Here is a 15,634-nt window from a genome sequence, read left to right as displayed (position 1 = left end):
TCTATTTCTAAATAATGGATTAATTGATATATTAAGAAATAAAAAGGGATGAAAATAATGGATACTTGTGCAGATATTTTAATCGTTATCGATTTACAAAATGGCGTATGTTATAGCGAGGAGCATTTATTTGATTTACAGAACTTACTAACAAAAGTAAATAAAAGAATTTCTTCATATAGAAAATTAAATAAACCAATCCTTTTTGTTCAACATTGTGATGATGATTTAGTACCCGAGAAAGAACTTTGGGCTATTCATACCGATCTAGATGTTCAAGAACAAGATTTTTTTGTAAGAAAAACACATGCAAATTCATTTTATAAAACAAACTTAAAAGAAATTTTAGATCAATTATCTGTAAATCGCATTGAATTTTGTGGCGCCCAAACAGAGTACTGTATGGATGCAACGATTAAGTTTGCCCACGGACTAGGATACGAAAACTTTATGGGACAGAAAACAACCTCTACGTTGAATAATCCTTTTATGTCCGCAAAAGAGACAATTGATTTTTATGAGAACATATGGAATTACAGATTTTTAACGTTGCTAAAAGATGAATTTTAGAATAAATGACTAATGACTTGATCATCCTAAGATTTATCAGCCGTAATCAAATATTTCATTATCACCATAAAGAAGCGAATGACATTCAGCTTCTTTTCTTTTAACCTGTTTTATATTCTATATATATCATTATAATTCCTTTGTCATATTATTTTAAAAATTTCGTATATTCATTTGAAAGAATAAGAAAATCATGATAAAATTGTGTTACAAATATATCTATATCTTTCAATTTTTAAAACGCATCGAAATTTTCACCCAAAAATGTCATTTTACAAAAACATGCTAATTTACCTATTTTATTTACATCCGGGTCTCTTTTCTTACAATTTCTTTACTTTAGGACTTTTTTTCTGCAACAACTATTTTCTTTTCTTTAAATTTTTGGTATGTATAGTATGGTATAATAGCTCACACGGAGGTGGAAAAGAACATGTTAGAAACCTTTCAAAAAGAATTAGAACTATATGAAAGTAATGCAGAATTATTAAAAGTGCTAGCTCATCCTGTTCGTTTATGTATCGTAAAAGGATTAATCGAGCGCGGTCCAAGCAACGTTTCTACAATGTATACTGGCTTAAACATGCCACAATCTACAATTTCACAGCATTTAGCAAAATTAAAAAGCGCTAAAATCGTTTCTAGTGAAAGAAAAGGATTGGAAATTTATTACAAAGTAGAGAATGAAACAATCATTCAACTCGTTCGTGTATTATTAGGTTAGGGACTAATAATCGCAGAAAAAGAACGTATTCTATATTTTTCATCTCATATCTTTAATATAAATATATATCATGAGAGGAAATATATAATACTACATAAGTCGTATTAAAAAACAAGACACAGTATATACTGTGTCTTGTTTTTTATATTGTTACATACTGATCCAAATGTAAATGTTGCATATCTTTTGTATGTATAACAACATCAAACGAACTCCCTACTCCTCCATTTAAAATCATAGAACGAACTGCTCGATTTTGTTTTTGCGTTTCAGAAAAAGGATTCGTGTCTTGATGGCTCGTAAGCTGTTCTAATATCCCTGCAGCTAACAAGAACTCAGATTGTTTCTTATGCCATACTGCACTCATTCCTTGCATACTAAACATCTCCTTTAGCTCGTCCCAATGAACATGAGTAGTAAGATCCATTTCACCTGGATGCGCTAGTGGGTTACGCATTAGCTTATGCTGATAATATCCTCGCAAACTTCCTTCGCGGTGTGCTGGATGCATCCATTCTTCTTTTGTGTATCCGTAATCAACTGTAATACATATACCTTTTTGAAACCATTTCGAAATTTCTTTTATATACTCCTCCATAACAATTGGTACTTCAAAACGTTGCCCTTCAGCAATATGAATATTATATTTCAATAAATAGCGACCAATTCTTTTATTTAACGGCCTACATACTTCTGAAAGGTTTCCTTCCTCTGTATATGTAATACGTACTTCATACAATATACCATTTCTTTTCTCAATTACTTCAACAGGAAATGCATCAAACAACTCATTCGAAAAAAGAATTCCCTCGAAAGAATCTCCCATTTCACTATAGGAGGTATAGTACGATACATTAGAAAATGAGCCAAGTTGCTCCTGCTGTAATTTCCTATGAAAAGGGCTCACTTCAATCATTGAATAGTTTAAATTAATAAAGGTGTTTGGAGATAATTGCTTCCATTCTTGTAAAACATCATAGGCAAACTTCCCTGTTCCCCCACCAACCTCACAAATATTCGAAGCAACTTCACCATTTTCAACAAGACGAATAAAAAGTTTAGCAAAAGTTTTTGCAAAAACAGAGGATACATTGCTACTTGTAAAAAAATCCCCTTGTCTTCCAATCTTTTCACGTTCTTTCATATAATATCCATGACCCTCCGTATACAATACAAGGTTCATATACGTACTATATGAAATTGAATAATCCTTTTCTTTCCCCATCCATTCTCTTAAAATGAGCTCCATTCCCATAATGACTCCTTATTGTAAAAACGGATTATTTTCTTTTTCAAAGCCAATGCTTGTTTCTGGACCATGTCCACATAACACCGCTGTTTCATCTGGTAATACAAATAATTTCTCTTCAATACTTCCAATTAATTCAGCAAAACTTCCACCAGGCAAATCTGTTCTTCCAATGCTCATTTGGAACAATACATCTCCTGAGAATACAGCATTCGCTTCTTTACTATAATAAGAAATACTTCCTGGAGAATGTCCTGGTGTCTCAAAAATTTCAAAATTAAATGATCCAATTGTTAATGTACCTTCTGCATCAATAATATGATCCGCTGGTTTTGCTGTAATACTGCGGTTCATCATAAAAATTTGAGAGCCGTTTACAGTTGCATCTCCTAACCAATCTGCTTCTTCTTTATGTACGTACACAGGAATATGAAAAGCGTCTCTTACGGCATCAACAGCACCGATATGATCAAAGTGAGCATGTGTTAATAAAACAGCCAATGGTTTTAATTGTTCTTCTTGTAAATATGTAACGAGATTTTCACCTTCATGACCAGGGTCAAAGATAATGCACTCTTTTTGATCGTTCATTAAAATATAAGCATTTGTTTGTAATGGGCCTAACGGCATTTGTATCCATTTCATATGAAAATCTCCTCCAGTTGTTAAACTTACTTTTAATGATACAACATTTCTTTCTCTGAGGAAAAGAAAGGATGCTATCTCGACAATTATTTTTAAAACATGTACAATATAAAAGAGTAAATATTCCAAAAACTCATAATAAGAAATGGGTAGACAGAGGAGGATATTGTATGGGCCTTGTTATTATTTTTACACTTGTCACTCTGTTAGCTGTATTTGCTACGCTTAGAACACTTCGTGAAAAAAACTTTTTCGCGAGCGGCTTTGCAATTGCAACTGTACTCGTTTTCGGATGGTTTACGATCATGACTGTTCTATATAACGGGTATCCACCAGCAGCTTAATTCGTTTACACTTTATTCTTCATCGAGATTTTACACAAAAAGAGGAAGGGTTCCCCCTTCCTCTTTTCATATTTCACAACTTATATCATCTTCGCTTCGTATTTGTGCTTTTTTACAAGCCAAGCTCCTCCGATAACACCTGCATCATTACCAAGTGTTGCAATAGCTAACTTCGTGCTCTTTACAGCACGTGAGAAAGCGTATTGCTCGAAATAGCGTTGAATTGGTTCTAATAACGCATCTCCAGCTTTAGACACGCCTCCACCAATAACAATTTTCTCTGGGTTCAATGTACTAGAAAGGTTCGCTACAGCTAATCCTAAATAAGAAGCTACTTTTTCTACTACTTCCCCTGCTAATTCATCACCTTGTCCAAGTGCTTCAAAGACATCTTTTGATGTAATACGTCCTTCTTCAGCTAACATAGAACGCAACATGCTCTCTTTATTAGTCTCTTGTATTTTTTGCATAGCAACACGTACAATACCTGTCGCAGATGCTACTGTTTCTAAGCAACCAGACTTCCCGCAATTACATGGGAAAGCATTTTCTGTAACGACTGTAATATGTCCAATCTCACCAGCAGCACCACTCACGCCGTGTACAATCTCACCATTGGCGATTACACCACCACCAACGCCCGTACCAAGTGTCATACAGATTAAATCCTTTGCACCTTCACCAGCACCTTTCCACATTTCACCAAGCGCTGCTAAGTTTGCATCATTATCAATAACAACAGGTAATCCTGTTTCTACTTCTAATAAATCTTTTAGCGGATAGTTTTTCCATCCTAAATTAACCGCTTCATAAATCATTCCAGACGCCACATGTACAGGACCAGGAGCTCCCATACCAATACCAATTAATTTGCTCTTCAATTCGCCTAATTCTTCTAGTTTTTTATCAATTGCTTTCGCAACATCAAGTGTAATATGTTTTCCTTGCTCACCTGTATTCGTAGGGATTTCCCACTTATGTAAAATTTCACCGTATACATTAATAAATGCTAATTTAATCGTTGTACCACCAAGGTCAACACCAACTAACCATTTCTCTTCCATGTTGCTTACCTACCTTTATCTAATTCTTATTTAGCTCTTTTTGAATTTCTTGCTTCAATAAAAATAAAGCTGTTTGATAGTCTTGTGGATCGATTAGCTGTGATTGATTTAATTCACGCAATTCATCTTGCATTAATTGTAAATCTGCAATTCGATCTCCCGTATAAATAATCGTACCAAATTTCTTTAGCAATTGCTGAATATCATAAATAGATACCATTTCATCACCCTCTATGCTCACTTACTATAAAAAATTATAATAAGAAAACGTTCACATATTTTATTATAATCAAGAAGAAAAAGTCTCGTCAATTTTTATTTGTCTATACAAGCTTATTTATAAGCAGTGTTCCTTTTTCTGTAATAATTTTTTCTATGTTTTTATCAAATGGCTCTACTGGAATGTGTTTTACCATTTGAAAATCATACGCTAATGACAGCGTTTTCCCTTTATAATGCACGAGATAACGATCATAATAGCCACCGCCGTACCCAATTCGCTCTCCTCGTTCTGTATAAGCTACGCCCGGCACAATTTGAAGATCAATTTCATCCATATTCACTTCTTCCGTAAGCCCAGGAATCGGTTCACGTAAATTCATATACACCGTTTCTAATTGATCAAAATTATTAATTTGCCGGAAGGACATCGTTCTAGTTCCTTTATTACACTTAGGAACTACAACTTTCTTTCCTTCTTCCCAAGCTTTTTCGATAATAGGATATGTATTCACTTCATTTTCCATTGAAAGAGTAATTCCAATTGTTTTAGCTTCAACCCACTCTTTTTGCGCATACAACGAAAATGTAATCTGTTCTGATAAAGTTGTATACTGTTCTTCTGATAAAGAATTCATGTGTTCTATTATTTGTTTACGTAAACGTACTTTCTCTGCTTTCACACATTCTCCCCCTTACAGTGACACTTTACTCTATGCTGATAGTGTATCACTTTTAACATAGGAATCGAATAAAAAAAAGAAACAGTAGGAAAATATTCCTACTGCTTACTTTGTTTCACGGTGTAACGTAGACTTCTTGTCACGCTTGCAATACTTTTTAAGCTCGATACGCTCAGCGTTGTTACGTTTATTTTTCTTTGAGATATAGTTACGATCTCCGCATTCTGTACATGCTAGAGTAATATTCACACGCATTCTTATTTCCCTCCAGTACTAATAACTTAAATCAGACTATACTATAATACCACTTTTAAAATAAAAATTCTACACCTTTTGATATTGTCTAATTTTTTCTATAAGATTTTTCATATTTTCCCTTGCTATTACTGGGTTTCTAGCATGTGAATACACCAAAAATTTTGGTTGTTTTGTGTCAGAAACGATATAAGACCACTCTTTTTCAGTATATTTGAACTGTACTCCTTCAAATATACCTTCTCCCTTCCTTTCTATATCATCCAATAATTTCCTCATAATTTCCCCTTTTTCATTCCATGAACATACCACTTCATCATAAAGTAAATAGAGCGGAGGTGATTGCTCTACTATGCTGAGAAACGTTTTTCCTTGCAATGCTATTAGCTCGAATAATTTTCCAATCCGATATAAAATATCTCGCTTCCACCTTACTTGAAACGACTTTCTTTCATCCTGCGTATAAAATAGAAGATAACATTCTCCTAACTTCAAAGACATTGGGTAAATATTTCCTGTCGATTCGAGTAAGAAATCTGGAATATCTACCTCTTCCAAATCTGTACCTTGGTAAATATTACTATGTTTATCGTATAACTCGAAATGATTTCCTTGCTCAGAAAACATAAGAGCCATATTCGCTTTACTTGATTTCATCAAAGCTTTCACATGATCTTTTTGTTCGCTTGCATAAATCCATGTAACTGTACAACCAAGTCTTTGCAGAAAGAGCATGAGTAAATGTTGCAACGTATCATTTCTCTTATTAATAAGAAGATGAAACTTCTGCATCTGTATTTTCTCGATATCAATATGCTCCAATATAACTTCTATATACTCATTCATAGAAACATGAACGAGCTTATTACGCCCCATTTCTTTCTCATGCACGTAATAAAACAATTCGGACATATATACTTGTTCTATCTCTTTTTGCTGCTTATACGTTAACGGCATGCCAGCTTGACCGTATAACTTTATAACAATCTCATTCTCATTCTCCACTTGAATGAAAACACCACCTGCACACTTCAACTGGTGAACACTATATTGAAAAAGTGACTCGTTCATTTCTTTACATTCCATCGTATGAATCCCTATACCATGAATAGCATGTAAAAATAAATTTTTATAAGAGGTTGTTTCTATATTTTCTTGACTTCCAATTAATATACTTTCTCCTTTTTTAAAAAGAGAACCATACGCCATCGCAATCTTCACGATAAACTGGGGAGTAATTTCAACATTCCCTCTTCCTACAATGCGGCTTTTTTGTAACCACCCTGCACTCATTTCACTCTCTTGAATACCAGCCGCTCCTACTATCGAATGACTATCAATCGCCTTATAAGGCCATAGTTTTCCTTTTTGCTTAATTACCGTACTTCTTCCGATATGACAGTGATCCGCTACAACACTTTTTTGAAACAGTGTAACATCATCTTCAACTATTGTACGCTCTCCTATTGTCGTTTCTAATAGTTCACAATACTTCCCAATGTGGGCATTTGCAAAAACAATACTTTTTTGAAGATGAGAATAATTTGAAACGATACTATTTTTCCCAATAATAGAATATGGCTCAATTACAGCTCCTGTACCAATCTTTGCTCCTTCTCCAATAAAAGAGGGGCCATGAATTTTCGTCCCTTTACCAATCGTCACCCCTTCTCCCATCCATACCATCGGTAATACTTCTGTATAAGGAATAGGTACTTGTAACTTTTTCGTTAACAAATCAAATTGTGCTTGTCGATATTGATTAAATGTGCCGATATCTAACCAATAACCTTCTGACAAATATGCGAATAACACATTTTTGTTTGCCAATAACTGAAACACATCATGACTGAAATCAAAAAATTGCCTAGGCGGTATGTAAGAAAAGATTTCTGGCTCCATAATATATATGCCTGTATTCACAACATTAGATACTACCTCATTCCAGCCCGGCTTTTCTATATATCGTGTAACCTCCTGGTCTTTATTCATTACAACCAATCCAAATGAGAGTGGATTTTCTACTTCTTTCACAAACATTGTTACCATTCTTTTCTTTTGTTCATGAAACCTAATTCCTTCTGATAATTGAAAGTCAGTTAATGCATCCCCGCTTATCACAACAAATGTTTCATCTAAAAATTGTTCTGCTTGTTTAATACTCCCTGCTGTACCAAGCGGAGGAGAGTCTTCAAAATAATACAAGTTAACTCCCCATTTACTACCGTCACCAAAATATTGCTTAATGGTCGTACTCATATATTGAACAGTAATTGCAATTTCACGAATACCATGCTGGCGTAATAACTCAATATTATATTCTAAAACTGGTTTTTCTAATAATGGTAACATCGGCTTTGGAGTATTACATGTTAATGGTCTAAGGCGCCTTCCTTTTCCTCCAGCTAAAATAACCCCCTTCATATACTTCAGCCTCCACTTATATAATGTTCAGTAACTCCATATACCATATGTATATTCCCTATCCCACATGAACTAGCAGCATAAACTTGATTAGTTAAACACATCCTCATTTAGAAGACTATATAATTAAATTTCTAACCTATAAAAACGTACATTTCAAACAACAAGAAAGCGCTTACTATAAATTGGTAAATAATACTTATTAACGACAAACATATATACTAATTTTTCCATTACATTATGATACATCTTATCATCATAAACTAAAGGAAACAACGAGCTTTTTTTGTCATGTTTTGACTAAAAAAAGCAGGTGATTTCTCATCACCTGCTTTTTTTCCTACTCATTCAATAAATAATGCTTTCCTTTTACTAAATAAAAGACATTTTCAGCAATATTTGTAATATGATCTGCTACACGCTCAATATATCTCGCGACAAATGATAATTGTGTAATTTGCGTAATTGCTTCTGGTTGTTCCGGAACTGAAGATATAAACTCACGAATTGCTTTTCCATATATTTCATCAACGGAATCATCCATTTCAGCAATTTGTTTCGCAAAAGTTAAATTTTCTTGTTCATATGCTTCTAACGCTAAATGCAACATCTCATTTGCAACCGCAAACATTTCATCTAGGTTGTGCAAACTAACAGCCACTTCTTTTTCCCCAAGACGAATTGTAGCCTTTGCAATATTAACAGCATGATCTGCAATGCGCTCTAAATCTGTCGCTGTTTTAATTGAAATAAAAATCCTTCTTAAGTCACTTGCTACAGGTTGCTGCTTCGTAATGAGCATAAGCGCAAGATCGTTTATTTCCTCTTCTAAATTATCCATGCGGTAATCACCATCAATGACCTCTAACGCTTTCTCTACATCCCTTGTATGCAGACCTTCCATAGCAATCAATAAAGCCGCATTTGCTAATTCTCCAAGCTCAATCACCTTTTGCTGTAACGCTTTTAAATCACCTTGAAACTGTTCTCTTACCATTTTTCTTCCCCCTCAATATTATGTGCCATTATATAAAAGTGAAACTTTAATCAACCCTCATCAATCGGGATTTGATAGGCAGCAAGATCCCCTCCCTAACTTCTTTGCTTTCGCTAAATTTTAAGGTGGGGGTCTTACTGCCCGCAAATAGCGGGGTAAATCTCCTACATAGCCTCTTACGCTTGTAATAAACCTTAAGATAAGGAGAAGTATTACTTCTTTATTAACAGTAAGATAAAATAAGAAATGCCCTCTGTTAAGAGGGCATTTGCTCTTAGCTTTGAAACGATATCAACCAAAGCGACCTGTAATATAATCTTCTGTACGCTTATCTGAAGGAGTCGTAAATAATTTGTTTGTATCTGTATACTCCACAACTTCCCCGCTTAAGAAGAAAGCTGTTTTGTCTGAAATACGCGCTGCTTGTTGCATATTATGCGTTACGATAACAATACTAAAATCTTTCTTTAGCTCTTGAATCAATTCTTCTACTTTTAATGTTGAAATTGGGTCTAATGCCGATGTTGGCTCATCCATTAAAATAACGTCTGGCTCAATAGCTAAGCAGCGTGCGATGCATAGACGCTGTTGCTGTCCACCAGATAAACCGTATGCATTATCGTGCAAACGATCTTTTAACTCATCCCAAATCGCTGCTCCACGTAAACTTTTTTCAACAATTTCATCTAATGTCTTTTTGTCACGAATACCATGGATTTTTGGACCGTATGTTACATTCTCATAAATAGATTTTGGAAATGGATTTGGCTTTTGGAACACCATTCCTACATGCGTTCTTAATTCTTCAACTGGATATGATTTATCAAATATATTGCGTTCTCTATACTCAATTACACCTGTAGTTCGAACGATCGGTACTAACTCTACCATGCGATTTAATGTTTTTAAGTAAGTTGATTTACCACAGCCACTTGGACCGATAATGGCTGTAACTTCATTCTCATGAATACTTAAATTAATATCTTTTAAAGCATGGTCTTCCCCGTACCATAAATTTAAGTTTTTCGTATCAAATACTACCTTCTTTGGCGCAGTCTCGATTTTCTCTTCGTTTTTCACCTGTACATTTACTACTGTTGCTACCATTTGAATTCCCCTTTCATCCACTTCCAACTTATTTTCGATTTCGTAACCATAAAACAAATATATTGATAAATAGCAACAAACCTAACAAAACAATCATCCCAGCTGCTGCTACATACTGAAATTCTTCTTGTGGCCTACTCATCCAATTAAAAATTTGAATTGGTAGAACTGTAAATCTATCAAACATACTAAATGGAACATAATTTGCAAACGCAAGTGCCCCAATAACTAATAGTGGTGCAGCCTCTCCAATTGCTCTTGATATCGCTAACGTACAGCCCGTTATAATCCCTGGGAAAGCATATGGCAATACAATTTGATACATCGTTTGCCACTTCGTAGCACCTAATCCGTAAGAACCCTCTAATAAAACACTTGGTACTGATCGAATTGCTTCTTGACTCGCCACAACAACTGTTGGTAAAACGAGTAGACTCATCGTCAATGCTGCTGCAACTATACTCTCTCCTAAATGAAGAGCATATACAAAAATAGTTAAACCAAGCAATCCAAATACAACAGATGGTACTCCTGCTAACGTTTGATTATTAATCTCTATTATTTTTTTAAATAGAGATTCCTTCGCATATTGCTCTAAATAAAGTGCTGTTCCAACTCCAAATATAAAAGAAACAGGTATAACAATACTCATAAATAATATTGTCCCTGACAAAGCTGCAGCAATACCAGCTTCTTTCGGATTACGTGAAGCGAAATTTGTAAAGAAATCTATTGAAAGATAACTTATACCTTTTTCAACAATTTGAAACAGTAACAAAAACAAAATTACGATTGAAAATAAAATTGCTATATAAAATAACAATTTGTAAATTCGATCTTTTAAAAAGCGTGATGCCATATTTTTTTGTATTTTTTTATGATTCAACATTCGCATATTATGTCATCCTCCTAAAACGGCGCATAATTGACTGCGAAATGATGTTCATAATAAAGGTAAACAAAAATAACGTTGCGCCTACAGCATACATGCTGTAATACGTAATCGTTCCATGCGGAGCATCACCTAAACTTACTTGCACAATATAGGCTGTTAACGTTTGAATAGAATGTGTCGGATCAAGCGATACATTTGGTGTGGATCCTGCTGCAATTACAACAATCATCGTTTCACCAATCGCACGAGAAGCTGCTAATATAATTGCTGCCATAATCCCTGTAAAAGCGGACGGAAACACCACTTGTTTTACCATTTCAAACCGCGTCGCTCCGAGTGCTAATGAAGCTTCTTTCGTCCCTTTCGCCACAGCTCTCATCGCATCTTCAGATAGAGATGCAATTGTAGGCATCATCATAAATCCGATAACGATTCCTGGACTAATCGCATTAAAAAACTGTAAATCTGGTATAATCCTTTGTAAAAGCGGTGTAACAACTGTTAATGCAAAAAAACCATATACAATTGTCGGGATACCTGCTAATAGCTCTAACATCGGCTTTAATATTTTCCGTGCACTATTTGAAGCATATTCGCTTAAAAATACGGCACACGCTAAACCGATAGGAATTGCTACAAACATAGCAATTGCTGTTACAAGGAACGTTCCACATATAAGTGGTAATATACCGAATTTAGGGTCTTCAAAAAATGGTAACCATTCTTTCTCCGTCAAAAAGGAGTATAATGATATTTTTTGAAAAAACATGATTGTTTCATTAGAGAGCGTAAAAACAATGCCAAGTGTCGTCACAATAGAAACACTAGCAATTATTTTTAGTAATAAAGGTACTATTCGATTGATTCGCTGCGTTTTTTTTCTTTGTTTTGTATTTCTTTCAATCAAATGTTGTACAGAAAATGTAATTTGACTTTTGTCATTATGAGCCAAAGATGAAAACCCCTTTCCACCCTGACATTACCTTTTTATTTCTGTTAACATACGCAGCTGTTCATTGTATTTTTCTTTTTTTAATTTTACATACCCGACCTCTTCAGCGAGGTTACCGACATGCTGAATCATAAACTCAACATAGTTTGCTACATTCATTTTATTTCGGATAGATGCATTATTCACATAAGTAAGTAGCGGCCTAGATAACGGCTTATACTTACCTGATTGAATGGTCTCTTTCGTCGGAAATACACCATTTACTTTTATTGCTTTCACCTTATCTCGATTAGCCATATAATAAGCATATCCTACAAAAGCAATGGCATGTTTATCATTCATTACCCCTTGCATAATAACTTGATCATCTTCAGACAAAGAGACTTTTTTTACAATGCGATGATTTTGTAAGATGACATTTTGAAAATAATCATACGTACCAGAGTCTACGCCTGGTGCATAAAACTTCACTTGTTCACGTGGCCATGTTGAATGAATTTGTGACCATCGCTTCTCTCTTCCATCTTCACTCCAAAGTAGTCGTAACTCGTCTACTGACATATCGTCTACCCATGTATTATGGCGATTCACAACAATCGTAAGACCGTCGTTAGCAACCTCAAAAGGTGTGAACTGAATAGAGTTTTTCTTCATTTCATTTTTCTCGACTTGTTTCATTACTCTCGAAGCATTATTTATATCTACTTCTCCTTTACTGAAACGATTAAATCCTCCCCCAGTTCCAGAAATACTGATGGAAATTTTCACGTCTGGATGCACCTTTGTATATTCCTCCGCTACTGCTTCTATAATAGGAAAAACCGTTGAGGATCCATCAACTCTCACTTCTCCCGTATCATTTAAAGCAAATGCAGTAGACATTTCAAAACAGAGGAACCATATTGATAATACGAAAACTTTAATCGGTGTACGCATCCATTTCACGTGTTCTTCCTCCTAGAAGTAACCGGAAATAACAGGATTACAGATATAAGAATACTGCTAAACTATTAATTCGGTTTTAATTGTTTGTAAAAGTTTTGTAAAGTTCCACATAAATCAACATACGGTACAATTTTAATTCAGTAGTAGCTATTCATTTCCTCTGATGATTTCCCTATAAAATATTTATCCCCTATCCCACCATATACAAGTATCATTTATACGGCCGCGTTTTTTTCAATGTTGTATACTTGTCCACATTTATTACACGATATGCATAAACCATAAAAAAAAGCACACTATCTTTTCAGATAGTGTGCTTTTTTACAACTTTTTTATTCATCATCTTGCTCTTTATTTTTATTGTCTTTATCATCTTTTGGAGCTTCACCATTTACTTCTTTGTTTTTCAAATCAAAGTAAGCGTCCATAATTTCACGACCAATATATCCATTAATACCAGTCTTATCATCATGTACCCACGGAACGACAACAGAGAATGCTACTTCTGGATCTTCAAGTGGCGCATAACCTACTAATGTTAAGTTATATGTTTCCACACGTTCACCGTTTGCCTTTCTACCAATCTCTTTATCTCCGCCATACACAGTTTGCGCGGTACCTGTCTTCCCTGCTGCTTTATATTTTGCACCTGTAAAGTATTTTGTAGCTGTACCACCTGAATCATTATAAACTTGTCTAAATCCTTCTTGAACACGTTTAATTTGCGATTCTGGCATATCAACACGATTTAATACTTTCGGTTCCATAGATTGAACAACTTTCCCAACTTCATCCGGTTTCACTGCCGGTTGACGAATTTCTTTTACAACTTGTGGTTGCATACGATATCCGCCATTGGCAATCGTCGAAATATATTGCGCTAATTGAAGCGGTGTATACGTATCATACTGTCCAATTGATAAATCTAGTAAGAAACCTGGTTGACTACTTCTACCCATCTGACCAGCAGATTCATTCGGTAAATCAATTCCTGTTTTTACACCAAGTCCAAACTGTCCGAAATAATAACGCATCGTATCAAATGCTTTTTGAGGTATATCTAACGTACCACCTCTCACATACTGAACACCGGCGATATTCATCGCTGTTTTAAACATATAAACGTTAGAAGACATTTTTAAAGCTGTAAGGTCATTAATGTATCCCATCGTTTTCCAAGACGACTTCGTAGGTGTACCTTTTAATTTAATTGGTTCATCCAATTGCACCGATCCTGGTTGAATCGCACCAGTTTGATATCCAGTAAGTACTGTTGCACCTTTTACAGTTGATCCCATCGGATAAGAACTTGTCATGGTACCTAATGCAAAATCATTTACTTTCGTTTGACCATCTTCGTTAACTAATTGTTTCCCCGCCATAGATAAAACTTCGCCATTTTTTGGGTTCATCATTACAACGAATGCGCGATCTAAAAGAGGTTCGCTTCCTTTAAACCTCATTAAATTCTTCGCAAGAATATCTTCCACGCGCTTTTGTAATTCCATATCAATTGTTAAGTTCAGGTCATTACCACTTTGTCCTTTTGATACATTAATCGTTTCTAAAATATTACCGTTTTTATCTGTAACATTTCTAACTTCTGCTTTCGTACCGTGTAGGCTATCTTCATACTGTTGCTCAAGATAACTTTTTCCTACTCGGTCATTTCGATTATAATCACGAACAAGATAGTAATCTAGTCTTTCTCTCGGTAAACCTTCATCAGATGTCGACACCCCACCAAGTACACTTCGGAATAAATCATCGTACGTATATTTTCGATCCCAATCAACATTCGTATCTACACCTGGTAATGCTGCTAAGTTTTCACTAATAATCGAATATTCCTTTTCTGTAGCATCCTTTTTAATAACTTGAGGTGTCATTGCATATCCGCCATCCATCTTACTCTTAATCGCGAGTATTTCTAAATCTTTTGCGGATAATTGATTAACCTCTTCTTCTGTTACACGACTTCGCTGGCGCTCGTCTAATTCTTTATCATCAATTTTTTTATCTTTAAACTCTTGACGATCTTTATTCGTAATTTTTTCTTTAGCTTCCTCTTTATGCATAGCAAGCCAATAATCCTTTTTATCGCGATCCGTTAATTTATCTGTCGGTACTTCAATCAAATCTGCTAGCTTTTTCGCTGTTTCTAAGCGATCTTCTGCAGTTGATCCTTTCATTTTTGTAAATGTAATAGTACGAATGGCTACATTATCTACTACAGCTCGCCCATAACGGTCAAATATTTTCCCACGCGGTACAGGATTACTTATCGTTGAGTTTTCTTTCTTCTCCACTTCATTCTTATATTCTTCACCGCGAACAATTTGTACATATCCGAGCCTTACAATAACCGCGGAGAACATTAAAAACACGCAGAAAAACAGCACGTTTAACCGAAAAGGAACGTGGGTCTTTTTCTTATTTTGCTTCTGTTTCTTGCTCATACAAACCCCCTCTACCAACAGCTATGTAATGTGAAAGGGACACCTTCATACAGGTGTCCTCACTGCTGTCTTACATCTTTTTCTATTCTAGCATAAAACAAA

Annotated in this window: 16 protein-coding genes; 3 read left to right on the top strand and 13 right to left on the bottom strand. The window is 34.9% G+C overall.

Annotation, left to right across the window (positions count from 1 at the left end; translation table 11 throughout):
• Positions 1-57: 57 nt before the first annotated feature.
• Positions 58-570, top strand: coding sequence for a cysteine hydrolase family protein (locus HMAS_RS03195; RefSeq protein WP_116344700.1), 513 nt, complete (start codon positions 58-60; stop codon positions 568-570).
• Between the two features lie 433 nt (positions 571-1,003).
• Entirely contained in the window at positions 1,004-1,294 is a 291-nt protein-coding gene (locus tag HMAS_RS03190; protein ID WP_000894377.1) for an ArsR/SmtB family transcription factor, read from the top strand.
• 142 nt (positions 1,295-1,436) lie between these two features.
• Here HMAS_RS03190 and HMAS_RS03185 read toward each other — a convergent pair whose 3' ends face one another.
• Positions 1,437-2,549 carry a class I SAM-dependent methyltransferase gene (locus HMAS_RS03185; RefSeq protein ID WP_000525152.1) on the bottom strand — a complete coding sequence of 371 codons (1,113 nt, stop codon included), beginning with the start codon at positions 2,547-2,549 and terminating at the stop codon, positions 1,437-1,439.
• A 9-nt stretch (positions 2,550-2,558) separates the two neighbouring features.
• Positions 2,559-3,188 (bottom strand): MBL fold metallo-hydrolase, encoded by a 630-nt coding sequence (locus HMAS_RS03180; protein ID WP_044306406.1) that lies wholly within the window; start codon positions 3,186-3,188, stop codon positions 2,559-2,561.
• A gap of 170 nt (positions 3,189-3,358) precedes the next feature.
• Between HMAS_RS03180 and HMAS_RS03175 the strand changes: the two genes are divergently transcribed.
• Entirely contained in the window at positions 3,359-3,532 is a 174-nt protein-coding gene (locus tag HMAS_RS03175; RefSeq protein WP_000524852.1) for a DUF2759 domain-containing protein, read from the top strand.
• 80 nt (positions 3,533-3,612) lie between these two features.
• Here the strand turns inward: HMAS_RS03175 and glcK are convergent, their stop codons facing one another.
• The 11 genes from glcK to HMAS_RS03120 form a co-directional block, all read right to left on the bottom strand.
• Entirely contained in the window at positions 3,613-4,596 is a 984-nt protein-coding gene (glcK, locus tag HMAS_RS03170) for a glucokinase (RefSeq protein ID WP_000391701.1), read from the bottom strand.
• 19 nt (positions 4,597-4,615) lie between these two features.
• Positions 4,616-4,816 (bottom strand): YqgQ family protein, encoded by a 201-nt coding sequence (locus HMAS_RS03165; RefSeq protein ID WP_000253699.1) that lies wholly within the window; start codon positions 4,814-4,816, stop codon positions 4,616-4,618.
• Between the two features lie 103 nt (positions 4,817-4,919).
• Positions 4,920-5,498: a 5-formyltetrahydrofolate cyclo-ligase gene (locus HMAS_RS03160; RefSeq protein WP_116344699.1), complete on the bottom strand. Its 579-nt coding sequence runs from the start codon at positions 5,496-5,498 to the stop codon at positions 4,920-4,922.
• Positions 5,499-5,603: 105 nt separating this feature from the next.
• Positions 5,604-5,753, bottom strand: a complete 150-nt coding sequence (gene rpmG / locus HMAS_RS03155) for a 50S ribosomal protein L33 (protein WP_001265616.1) — start codon at positions 5,751-5,753, stop codon at positions 5,604-5,606.
• A gap of 69 nt (positions 5,754-5,822) precedes the next feature.
• Positions 5,823-8,177 carry a sugar phosphate nucleotidyltransferase gene (locus tag HMAS_RS03150; RefSeq protein ID WP_116344698.1) on the bottom strand — a complete coding sequence of 785 codons (2,355 nt, stop codon included), beginning with the start codon at positions 8,175-8,177 and terminating at the stop codon, positions 5,823-5,825.
• Positions 8,178-8,517: 340 nt separating this feature from the next.
• Complete coding sequence (gene phoU / locus HMAS_RS03145; RefSeq protein ID WP_000251240.1) at positions 8,518-9,174, bottom strand: phosphate signaling complex protein PhoU; 657 nt, start codon at positions 9,172-9,174, stop codon at positions 8,518-8,520.
• 291 nt (positions 9,175-9,465) lie between these two features.
• Positions 9,466-10,281 carry a phosphate ABC transporter ATP-binding protein gene (pstB, locus tag HMAS_RS03140; RefSeq protein WP_000226686.1) on the bottom strand — a complete coding sequence of 272 codons (816 nt, stop codon included), beginning with the start codon at positions 10,279-10,281 and terminating at the stop codon, positions 9,466-9,468.
• Between the two features lie 28 nt (positions 10,282-10,309).
• Complete coding sequence (gene pstA / locus HMAS_RS03135) at positions 10,310-11,176, bottom strand: phosphate ABC transporter permease PstA (RefSeq protein WP_001242557.1); 867 nt, start codon at positions 11,174-11,176, stop codon at positions 10,310-10,312.
• 1 nt (position 11,177) lies between these two features.
• On the bottom strand, positions 11,178-12,128 hold the full coding sequence (gene pstC / locus HMAS_RS03130) for a phosphate ABC transporter permease subunit PstC (RefSeq protein WP_000940918.1): 951 nt from the start codon (positions 12,126-12,128) through the stop codon (positions 11,178-11,180).
• A 27-nt stretch (positions 12,129-12,155) separates the two neighbouring features.
• Positions 12,156-13,073, bottom strand: coding sequence for a PstS family phosphate ABC transporter substrate-binding protein (locus HMAS_RS03125; RefSeq protein WP_006927031.1), 918 nt, complete (start codon positions 13,071-13,073; stop codon positions 12,156-12,158).
• A 332-nt stretch (positions 13,074-13,405) separates the two neighbouring features.
• Entirely contained in the window at positions 13,406-15,532 is a 2,127-nt protein-coding gene (locus HMAS_RS03120; protein ID WP_000038977.1) for a peptidoglycan D,D-transpeptidase FtsI family protein, read from the bottom strand.
• Between the last annotated feature and the right edge of the window lie 102 nt (positions 15,533-15,634).

This window comes from Bacillus sp. HMA207, assembly GCF_003402455.1.
GTDB classification, from domain to species: Bacteria; Bacillota; Bacilli; order Bacillales; family Bacillaceae_G; genus Bacillus_A; species Bacillus_A cereus.
The sequence above is the reverse complement of the archived record's forward strand: the minus strand, read 5'-3'. Positions and strand labels throughout refer to the sequence as shown.